The organism is Oleiphilus sp. HI0086 (assembly GCF_001635225.1).
On sequence record NZ_LWFZ01001347.1, the window covers coordinates 1 to 10,280 of the forward strand.

At 44.3% G+C, this 10,280-nt stretch carries 9 protein-coding genes and 1 pseudogene; 7 read left to right on the forward strand and 3 right to left on the reverse strand.

The window, feature by feature from the left end; all coding sequences use genetic code 11:
- Together A3756_RS28225 and A3756_RS23215 are read left to right on the forward strand one after the other, a co-directional pair.
- Positions 1–885 (forward strand): annotated as a pseudogene (locus A3756_RS28225) (glutamate--cysteine ligase); the annotation flags it as partial.
- 18 nt (positions 886–903) lie between these two features.
- Positions 904–1,953, forward strand: coding sequence for a succinylglutamate desuccinylase/aspartoacylase family protein (locus tag A3756_RS23215; protein ID WP_068515139.1), 1,050 nt, complete (start codon positions 904–906; stop codon positions 1,951–1,953).
- A 69-nt stretch (positions 1,954–2,022) separates the two neighbouring features.
- On the opposite strand, the gene ppk2 is transcribed toward A3756_RS23215, so the two are convergent.
- The 3 genes from ppk2 to A3756_RS23230 all read right to left on the reverse strand — a co-directional run bounded on the left by ppk2 (position 2,023) and on the right by A3756_RS23230 (position 5,146).
- Positions 2,023–2,973, reverse strand: a complete 951-nt coding sequence (gene ppk2 / locus A3756_RS23220; RefSeq protein WP_082865461.1) for a polyphosphate kinase 2 — start codon at positions 2,971–2,973, stop codon at positions 2,023–2,025.
- Positions 2,974–3,203: 230 nt separating this feature from the next.
- The gene (locus tag A3756_RS23225; protein ID WP_197473226.1) at positions 3,204–3,734 is read right to left on the reverse strand and encodes a DUF523 domain-containing protein; all 531 of its coding nucleotides are present in this window, start codon (positions 3,732–3,734) and stop codon (positions 3,204–3,206) included.
- Positions 3,735–4,255: 521 nt separating this feature from the next.
- On the reverse strand, positions 4,256–5,146 hold the full coding sequence (locus A3756_RS23230) for a hydrogen peroxide-inducible genes activator (RefSeq protein WP_068554782.1): 891 nt from the start codon (positions 5,144–5,146) through the stop codon (positions 4,256–4,258).
- Positions 5,147–5,313: 167 nt separating this feature from the next.
- Between A3756_RS23230 and ahpC the strand changes: the two genes are divergently transcribed.
- From ahpC to A3756_RS23255, 5 genes are all read left to right on the forward strand, one after another.
- Positions 5,314–5,871: an alkyl hydroperoxide reductase subunit C gene (gene ahpC / locus A3756_RS23235; RefSeq protein ID WP_368664618.1), complete on the forward strand. Its 558-nt coding sequence runs from the start codon at positions 5,314–5,316 to the stop codon at positions 5,869–5,871.
- 89 nt (positions 5,872–5,960) lie between these two features.
- On the forward strand, positions 5,961–7,529 hold the full coding sequence (ahpF, locus tag A3756_RS23240) for an alkyl hydroperoxide reductase subunit F (protein WP_068510428.1): 1,569 nt from the start codon (positions 5,961–5,963) through the stop codon (positions 7,527–7,529).
- 135 nt (positions 7,530–7,664) lie between these two features.
- Entirely contained in the window at positions 7,665–8,594 is a 930-nt protein-coding gene (locus tag A3756_RS23245) for a GGDEF domain-containing protein (RefSeq protein ID WP_068554784.1), read from the forward strand.
- 191 nt (positions 8,595–8,785) lie between these two features.
- On the forward strand, positions 8,786–9,346 hold the full coding sequence (locus A3756_RS23250; RefSeq protein ID WP_068509249.1) for a TetR/AcrR family transcriptional regulator: 561 nt from the start codon (positions 8,786–8,788) through the stop codon (positions 9,344–9,346).
- A 121-nt stretch (positions 9,347–9,467) separates the two neighbouring features.
- A partial coding sequence (locus A3756_RS23255; protein ID WP_068554786.1) for a 12-oxophytodienoate reductase occupies positions 9,468–10,280 on the forward strand: 813 nt, incomplete at its 3' end.

Consider the following 10,280-nt stretch of genomic DNA (forward strand, 5'->3'; position numbering starts at 1 on the left):
AATACCTTCAATGCCTTTCAAATGGTGACGCCTTTAGTGTTAGCTTTAGGTGCTAATTCACCCGGTTTATTTGGTCACGACCTCTGGTGTGAAACACGAGTACCTTTGTTTAAGCAGTCTATCGATACGCGAATAAAAGATAGATACCGATGGAACGAGCCTTCTAGGGTAAGTTTTGGGCAAGGCTGGGTACGCCGCTCTGCTTTGGAATTATTTCAGGAAACAGCTTCGATATTTTCACCTTTATTGCCAATATGCAGTGAACAGGACCCAGAAGCCCAGATGGCAGAAGGGAAAGCACCTAGCTTATCAGAGTTGCGACTTCATCAAAGCTCTGTTTGGTTGTGGAATCGACCGGTATATGACGATGCTGATGAAGGCCATTTACGGATAGAACTAAGGTCTTTGCCCGCTGGGCCCAGCGCGGTTGATATGGTTGCCAATGCAGCACTGTATATCGGTCTGGCAGAGTACTATCGCGACAAAATGAATGAGCTGATGCCTGCTTTACCTTTTCATTTAGCGGAGTTTAACTTCTATCGCGCCGCGCAATTTGGCTTGGGTGCACGAATCGTTTGGCCAGACCCTCAGCGTTCAGGTTGTCGTGATCAGCCCATTATCGATATTCTTTCCCAAAGCATTGATCATGCAGAGCAGGGCTTGCGTAGTATCGGTGTTGAAGATGAGGAAGCAGGCTATTATCTATCCATTGTTAAAAAGCGTCTTGAGTCAAAGCAGAACGGAGCAGTATGGCAAAGAGAGAGAACCGCTTATTATCAGAATGAAAAGTCTTATAGCTCTGACAAAGCAAGAAAAGCAATGCTAGAAGACTATATTGCTTACAGCCTAGACAACATTCCAGTGGGTGAATGGCCTTTAACGTAACAATTATTGGATATAAGAATGAGTATAGAGTTAAACAGATTTTGTGACCCAGACCCAAGCTCAATTGGTGAGGATATCTATCAGTTTCTTGATTACTTGGGAGGCCCTTCAGAAATCCTGCTGTCAGGAGATGACACCACTCGAACGCGAGCATTTGTAACGCTACTGCATGGCAATGAACCTTCAGGCCTTATTGCCTTATTTAAATGGTTGAAGTCGGGACTTAAGCCAGCGGTGAATGTCGTTTGCATTGTGGCTTCAGTATCAGCGGCTAGCTTGGAGCCTTCATTCAGTCATCGTGTCTTCGCTCGTCAGCGTGACCTGAATCGCTGCTTTAAAGAACCCTTTGATGATGAACCTGGCTATCTCGCCGCTGAGATTCTAGAGACTTTAAAGCGCTATAAACCTGAAAGCTTGATCGATATGCATAACACCTCGGGCTCAGGCCCTTCATTTGCGGTGGCGATCTACGAAGATCCTCAGCATGATGCTTTGACAGAATTGTTTACTAAACGCCTCATCGTGACTCACCTACGTTTAGGGGCTCTGATGGAGGTCACCGAATACCTTTGCCCAACTGTGACGATTGAATGTGGAGGGCGTTTAGATGAGTCTGCGCACCAGATTGCTTGGGAGGGCTTAAATCGTTATTTTCGTTTAGAAAGTGTCTTGGCAGGCCAAGAAAGTCAAGAGAGCTTGGAGGTGCTTACTAATCCGGTAAGGCTCGAACTAAAGGATGATTGTCGTCTAAGGTATGGCGAGAAATTAAGTGAAGAATCTGATTTGTGTTTGCTACCCAGTATAGAGCAATTGAATTCAGGTATTACTGTTAAAGATACGCAGTTGGGTTGGGTCGCAACAGATGATCTGAAAGCTGTATTTTCTTCAAAAAATAGTCGAGAAGAATGTGTGGTAAATGAGTTGGTTTATATCAAAGACGGCGGATTGTTTGCTAAACGAGACTTAAAGCTCTTTATGATCACTAATAATCCGGAAATCGCCAAGATGGATTGTCTATTTTATGCAGTAAGGGACTGTGGTTCAGAGGTTGTTGCGGAATTATCTTAGTGGCCCGCTTACAAGTTGAACCCAGATTTTACTGGGTTCAACAAGAAATTAAAGGAACGCATTTGTGCCTTATTTTTTAGCTTCCGGGTGAAGAGACTTACCTAGTATATGGCTGTCTTCTTCGATAACTGATGATGCTTGGCCGACAATAAGGGGATCTGCTCCACGAACAACATGATGATTCTTATCAGGATAATCCAGCTTAGAAAGGAAGTGTTGCATACACGCAAGGCGTGCTCTTTTTTTATCATCTGATTTTACGACTACCCAGGGTGCGTCAGCGGTATCGGTGTAGAAAAACATCGCTTCTTTCGCTTCGGTATAGTCATTCCATTTTTCTTGAGCAAGTTTGTCGATAGGGCTTAGTTTCCACTGTTTTAGAGGGTCAGTTTCACGTTTCTGAAAGCGAGCGGTTTGCTCTTCTTCAGTAACAGAGAACCAATACTTAAATAATTTTATACCGCTACGGGTAAGCATTCTTTCTAGTTCTGGCGTTTGACGCATAAACTCAAGGTAGTCGCTCGGTTCGCAGAACCCCATAACTCTTTCAACACCTGCTCGGTTATACCAAGACCGGTCGAATAAAACGAGTTCACCTTTGGTGGGCAGGTGTTTAATGTAGCGTTGAAAGTACCACTGACCGAGCTCTTCTTCAGTCGGCTTTTCCAAAGCAACAACGTGAGCGCCCCGTGGGTTTAGATGTTCCATAAAGCGTTTTATGGTGCCACCTTTACCAGCGGCATCTCGCCCTTCAAACAGAATCACTATTTTTTGTCCTGACTCTCTTATCCACTTCTGGGCTTTTAGTAGCTCGATTTGTAATTCTTTTTTTATGCTTTCGTATCGTTGGCGACTAATTTTTGTCTTGTATGGGTATTCGCCTGACCTAAATGATTCGGCAATATAATGTGGGTCATGGCGTTTTTCTGCTAGAGCGTGAAGCTGAGTCCCTACTGAGCTCAAAGTCTTATTCTTAGACGAAGTTTGCTTGTCTGATTGATTCTTATCTGAGTTTTGCATGGTTCTTTTCTAGCCCTCTTTTTTAAACGTAATCCTTAAGTCTACTAGACAATTGGAGGGCGCATGGTTAAATAACGGGCTTGATTGATATGTGTCAATACCTATGAGTGGATATCTAACGGTTAATGGGCAGTAGATGTAATTTTATAAGCCAATGATTGGAGATTAGGGCTGAGGATAACCTTGAGCGCGAGTGGCCCTTGCTTAAGATAGGTTACGCCTGATACTTGTCATTTCCGCGATTTAAAGTGAGCATGAACTCGCTTAACAAACTCCATATACTGACTTTCGTCGTGCAAATTCACTTCTTCTTCGATCGGCAATAAAGGGAACCTTTCCTTCAAGGCTGCCGCGAATAGGCCCATACCGCCTTGTTGGTGAATAGTGCTGTCACTCTGAAATATTTTGACGTTTCTGACTCCGCAGCTGGGTGAGTTTTTCATCAGAACAAAGCCATCTAAAGACCCAAAGCTATCAAGGGCCTCTTTGCAGCCTTCAAGTAATTGAGGGCCTAAGTTTATGCCTGTTAAGTCAGTGTCATCGTTATACCGTAGCGTTGGCCTGGAAGGGTTGCCGGTAAGTCGCATTTTGGGGCGGGGTATACCAAAACCGGCAGCGGCTTCAGGGCAGAATGTTTCAAAAGAGAAGTGTTTGCTCAATTCGTCTAAGCACAATGATGAGCGTTTATGCTTTCCGTCATAACGTACTTCAAATCCTGCAAGGCAGGCGCTTAGACCAATCTTAGGTTTTGATCCTGGCATTTTATATGATGCTTGTGACATGGTACCTGGTGCTTAGGGGAGCGAGTTTAGGCTTATTTTGAACTATTCGAAGGAGAATGAATATAGTATTTCTTATATCTAACAAATAACGATTGCCGTAGGCAGAGGGTTCCAGCCTTCGCTGGATCAACCCCGTACTAGCCCGCTTGCGAGCCATGGAAGGCTCTGCCTACAGAAGTCGGTTTACCTAGTGCCCGCGTAGGCAGAGGGTTCCGCCCCTCGCAGACTCTGCCCCATGCTACTCCTCATGCGAGCTGTGGAAGGCTTTGCCTACAGTTAGATGGGTTTAGCGACAAACCCTGTCCTGGTAGTAGTCATTGCTGTAGTTGCAGGACTTACATGCAGAAGGCTTGTCATTACTATGCTTTGATGCTTTTGGGCTAATTGTCTCGATAATCTTTTTCATTCGACTTTCTCCTATTGATTGTTTGCATTGTTAGCTTCGCAAGTCATGTGCAATTTGTATAGTTCAAAAAATAGAAGTAGATGATCACTTTTTCTTAACGAAGTTCTTCAGCAAACACTTCCATTAAGCACTCAATGTTCTTGACGCCGATATAGTTGGGGCGACTTAAAAAAGCGATTCTGCGATGAGGTCCTGGTTCATTCAAGTGAATTGCTTTGAGGTCATCGCTTTGGCTATTTATCTGCTTTAAGGCCATCTCGGGAACGAGAGTACTACCCATACGACCGGCCACCATTTGAATCAAAGTGTTGAGGCTGGTCGCGCCTAGTGTTTCACTTTGTTCATTATTACTTAGCTTACATGCTGCTAGGGCATGATCTTTAAGGCAGTGACCGTCCTTGAGTAGCATTAGTTTTGACTGATCTATTTCGGTACTGGTGATTTCATCTAAACCTGATTGCTCTGCATCATTGCGCGTCAGCCAGTAAAAGTCTTCTTGAAAGAACTCAAAGGCTAACAGTCCGTCATGTGGATAGGGTAGCGCCAGAATTGCGGTATCAATCTCGCCTTTGCGGATCATGTCTACCAGGACATGAGACTGCTCTTCGATAATTGTCAGTTTGAAGTCAGGGTATTGTTGGCGAAGTGCAGGTAAGACTTTGGGAAGTAAGTAAGGCCCGACTGTTGGAATGACACCAACCGTCATCGGATGATTTAAAGGCGCTTTCTGGTTTTGCGATAGTTGATAAAGGCTGTCGACTTCCAGTTTGATACTTTGTGCCCGTTGCAGAAACATCTTTCCGGTGGGGGTAATCAGTACCTTCTTATTGTCTCGTTCGAATATTTGAATATCCAACTGCTTTTCTAATTCACTTAAGGCGGTGCTCAGTGCTGACTGAGATACTGAACAGGCTTCAGCAGCTTTCTTGAAGTGCAGCGTTTTCTCGACAGCCAAAGCATAGTGAATTTGCTTGAGTGAAATCATGGTCTTGCTCTCTTCTCACAATAATAGTGATGAGTTTAGATCAATGTTCAGTTTTTTTGAACATCACCTTTTATTTAATTCAATTTATTTAATTCTTGTTCGCGCTTAATCTTATTCCTGTCGAAACACACAACACAAACTTAATCGAGGAATACAACATGGCGAACATGATCAACAAATCAATCCCTGAATTTACTGCTCAAGCTTTTCACAACGGCGAGTTTAAAGAAGTGACAACTGAAGATGTAAAGGGTAAGTGGGCAATCTTCCTTTTCTACCCAGCAGACTTCACGTTTGTTTGCCCAACTGAGCTTGAAGACATGGCGAAGCACTACGAAGAGCTTCAGAAGCTAGGTGTAGAAGTTTACTCAGTTTCGACTGACACGCACTTTACTCACAAAGCATGGCACGACACGAGTGAGGCGATTGGTACGATCAACTACCCAATGATCGGTGATCCAACAGGTGTCATTACTCGCGGCTTTGATGTAATGATCGAAGAAGAAGGTTTGGCACTACGTGGTACTTTCCTAGCCAACCCTGAAGGCATCATCAAGGTTGCTGAGCTTCACGACCTAGGTATCGGTCGCTCTGCAAAAGACATGGTTCGTAAGGTCAAAGCGGCTCAATACGTAGACCAACATGACGGCGAAGTATGCCCAGCAGCGTGGGAACAAGGTGAAGAAACATTGACTCCAAGCCTGGATTTGGTTGGCAAGATCTAGTCTGCATTAAACGCTAAATAGCAGTATCTCAGGAGGTTCATATAAGAGCCTCCTGAATCTCCAAAGGTATTTAAAACGAGGATAAGAGAATGTTGACGAATGACATTTTGAACGCGCTTAAAGGCTATACCGCCAATATGCAGAATGATATCACCTTTGTTGTGCAAACAGGTGAGCATGACAAAAAAGCGGAGTTGATGGAATTTCTCAGCAGTTTCGCATCGGTTAGCGACAAGATTTCACTTGAAGAACGTGATATAAAATCAGTATTGCAAAGCCCGGTAAGTTTTTTGTTAGAACGTGATGGAGAAGATACGGGAATTCGGTTCTCCGGTATTCCTGGCGGTCACGAATTCAATTCGCTAGTGCTTGCGGTGCTTCACGCTTCGGGTACTGATATGAAGTTGGATGATTCAATAAAGTCGATCATAAGTGGTGTACAGGAAGCACTTAACTTCGAAGTCTTTGTAAGCTTGAGTTGTCACAATTGTCCTGAAGTGGTCCAGGCTTTGAATCAGTTTGCTTTGGTCAACGATAAGATTACCACTGAAACCATTGATGGCGGTGTCTATCCGGACTTGATCGAAGAGCGAAGTATTCAAGGTGTGCCTAGTGTTTACTTGAATGGTGAAGTATTCGCTAACGGTAAAATTGACCAGGCAGTCCTACTAGAGAAATTGATGGCTAAATACCCCGACATCACTCAGGCAGCAGAGCCTGCTGAAGCACTACCTGTTCAGGATGTTGTTGTGATTGGTGGTGGCCCGGCAGGTGCAGCATCAGCGGTGTATAGTGCTCGAAAAGGTTTGAAAGTAGCGATCATCGCAGATCGGATTGGTGGACAGGTGAAAGACACTATGGGGATCGAAAACCTGATCTCTGTGCCTAAAACAACCGGCCCGGAATTGTCTACGGCTTTGGAGCAGCATATTAAAGAATATGACGTGACCGTCAGAGAACACTTACGAGTCGCGAACATCGAGAAAGGCCAGGGGGGTGAAAACCATAAGATTGAACTCTCTTCGGGTGAAGTGATCGAAACCAAGACGGTGATTGTTGCGACCGGTGCAAAGTGGAGAGAGCTTGGCATTCCTGGCGAGAAGGAAAACATAGGTCAAGGTGTTGCTTACTGCCCGCACTGTGACGGACCGTTCTTTAAAGGTAAGGATGTTGCTGTTATTGGTGGCGGAAATTCAGGTGTTGAAGCGGCTTTGGATTTAGCTGGTATCGTAAAATCTGTCACAATCTACGAGTTTATGCCTGAATTAAAGGCTGACAAAGTCTTGGTTGAGCAAGCTAAAAAACGTGAGAATATTACTATTCTGCGTAATGTAGCGACCAAAGAAGTCTTGGCTGAAGGTGGCAAGGTTGTTGCCTTAGCATACGAAGATCGTGATAGTGGTGAAATTAAGCGCCAGGAATTATCAGGCATTTTCGTCCAAATAGGCTTGGTGCCCAATAGTGGCTTCCTGGAAGGCATTGTAGAAATGAACGCCTATGGCGAGGTAATTGTAGACGCCAAAGGTCAGACTGACGTACCAGGAATCTTTGCCTGCGGTGACGTGACGACCGTGCCTTATAAACAGATCGTGATCGCTATGGGGGAAGGTGCCAAAGCTTCTCTTGCAGCCTTTGACTACTTGCTAATGCAAGGCTAGCCTAAAAAAGCCAGTCCCAGGTATATTGAGCCAATTGGGGCTGGCTTTGTTTTACTAGCGGTAAATCTTCTCTAGACTTTACTTTCTGCTCTGTTATGTTTGTATCAGACCATGACATAGCCAAGCAGACCCTTAATGAAAATTATTGAGCCCAATCTCTGTAATTGTGAATCCTTAGTGGATTTGATCTATGCAGAAACCTCCAAGAATCTTGATGAGCGATTTGTTCGCGCGGTCGGCAAGTTATTAAATCCCGGTTATGTCCGTTTATGTCTTGGGGATTATAGACTCAGTACTGAGCTTGTCGTGCTCGCCACTTATCAGCCAGTCTCTGGTGCTAAATCCGAATCAAAGGTTTCACTTAATACCAAGGCTCTAGCAGAGCCGGAAACGGTATTTCCGATACATTTGAGTACCGGGCAAGAAATTAGCATGTTGCTGGATATAGAGCCGAAAGTCAGTTTGATCAATCAAGTCGTTCAGCTCATCGCGGTTTATGTTAATCAACATGGCCATTTAAATCGATCTAATAAAGACCAGCTTACAGCTTTAAAAAATCGCCGCTCCTTTGATCTCGAATACACGCAATTAACCGATAATGCTAAGTCGAATGATGAGAATGTTATTGCTGTATTGGATATAGATCATTTTAAGTCAGTGAATGATCGCTTTGGGCATGTTATTGGCGATGAAACCTTAATTGCTGTTGCCAACTTGATGAAAGATTTTTTTGAGCGTGATGATTATCTTTATCGCTTTGGTGGTGAAGAATTTATTATTTTGTTGCAGGGTATGGGGCGCTCAGAGGCTGCGGATTTACTAGAAGATTTGCGCAGAGAAATTGCTGATCATCACTTCCCCCAAGTAGATCATATTACGGTTAGTATTGGTTTTGTCCTTCTGGCTCATAACTGCGATAGCGTCTTACTATTCGAAAGAGCCGACGCGGCGCTTTATCATGCCAAAGCGAGTGGGCGTAACTGTATCAAGAACTATAAAAACTTAGTCGACAAAGGTGAAATAGAGGCTATCGATAATCGCTCTGGTGATATTGAGTTGTTCTAGCCATTCATTCAAGTCTACATAGCATCTAGATTAACTCACGTCAACTCCCATATCCGGGGTGCCGGCCGGTAAGCCAGGCTTGCGTGAGGTGGTTGATGTTCAATTTTTTAGCATAGGTTTGACAACCTGCCTTCAGGTAGGTAAGGTGTGTTTAATAATTGAACAAACTATTTTAGTGAAGTGGTTCCCTGATGAATACCAAGCAACGTATTGTCGAGTTTTCTGCTGATAAGCTTCGGGACCGTGGCTTTGATGGCTTCAGTTATTTAGATATATCCAGAGAACTGGGCATTACCAAGGCGAGTGTTCATCATCACTTCCCTAAGAAAGAAGATCTCGGTCTGGCCCTATGTGATTGGACGCATGACTGGCTTAGCCAAGGTCTTGCTTATTTCGACCAACGTGCAGCAAATCATTGGAATAAGCTGGAACGTTATTTAAGTGCCGCGATGAAGCACGCCTTATCTGAGCAGCGAGTATGCCCAATTAGTGCCTTCTATAATGACTTAAGCAAACTGCCAGACTCTATTAAGGTGCAGATAAAGAAGCTCGACGATATAGAGCTTGCTTGGGTCACGAAGGTCATTGATGAAGGTATAGAACAGGGTGAATTTGCTGAGCTTGAAGATACGCGAGCAATGGCTGCGCTATTTATTTTTAGCTGCAAAGGCGCGCTTTATTACGCTCGCCTACATGGCCAGGATTTGTTTCACCAAACAATGCAGCAATATGAGAATTTAATTCGCAAATAAAGGTTTGAGCACTTGTCCTTTGACAGCGTGTTGCAAGCCTTTTCTTTTGCTTAATAAGCCTACCTTCAGGTAGGTAGTTTGCAATAGTAATAGCTTTGAAAAGTTAAGATAGGAGATTTATATGAGTAATGTTAGCCCCTTATTTGAAACGCTGGACTTAGGTAAATTACAACTAAAAAATCGTATTGTGATGGCGCCGATGACTCGCACATTTTCACCGGGTAACGTCCCAAATGAACAAGTTGTCGCGTACTACGAGCGTCGTGCTGAAAATGATGTGGGCCTGATCATTACAGAGGGCACCCCAGTTGGTCATAAAGCTGCAAATGGTTATCCTAATGTCCCCTTCATGCATGGTGAGAAAGCATTAGCTGGCTGGAAAAAAGTAGTTGATGCGGTTCATGCGAAAGGTGGAAAGATCGCGCCTCAGCTGTGGCATGTAGGTTCAGTTCGTAAAGAGGGCGTAGAGCCTGATAAGTCTGTACCGGGCTATAGCCCTTCTGGTTTGTTTAAGCCAGGCAAAGAAAATGGCGTAGCGATGACGCAGGAAGATATTGCTGAGGTTATTGAAGCTTTCGCACAGGCTGCTGAAGATGCAAAAAGTATTGGCTTTGATGCTGTGGAAATACATGGCGCGCACGGCTACCTAGTTGACCAGTTCTTCTGGGAAGGAACAAACCAGCGTACTGATGAATATGGTGGTGATATGCTCAAGCGAACTCGCTTTGGGGTTGAGCNTATTCAGGCTGTCAGAGCTCGGGTCGGAGAGGACTTTCCGATTATTTTACGTTTCTCTCAGTGGAAGCAACAAGACTATGAGGCACGGTTGGCCAACTCTCCAGAGGAACTGAAACAATTCCTACAGCCTTTATCTGAAGCCGGAGTCGATATTTTCCACTGCTCAACACGCCGATTCTGGGAAAATGAGTTCGAT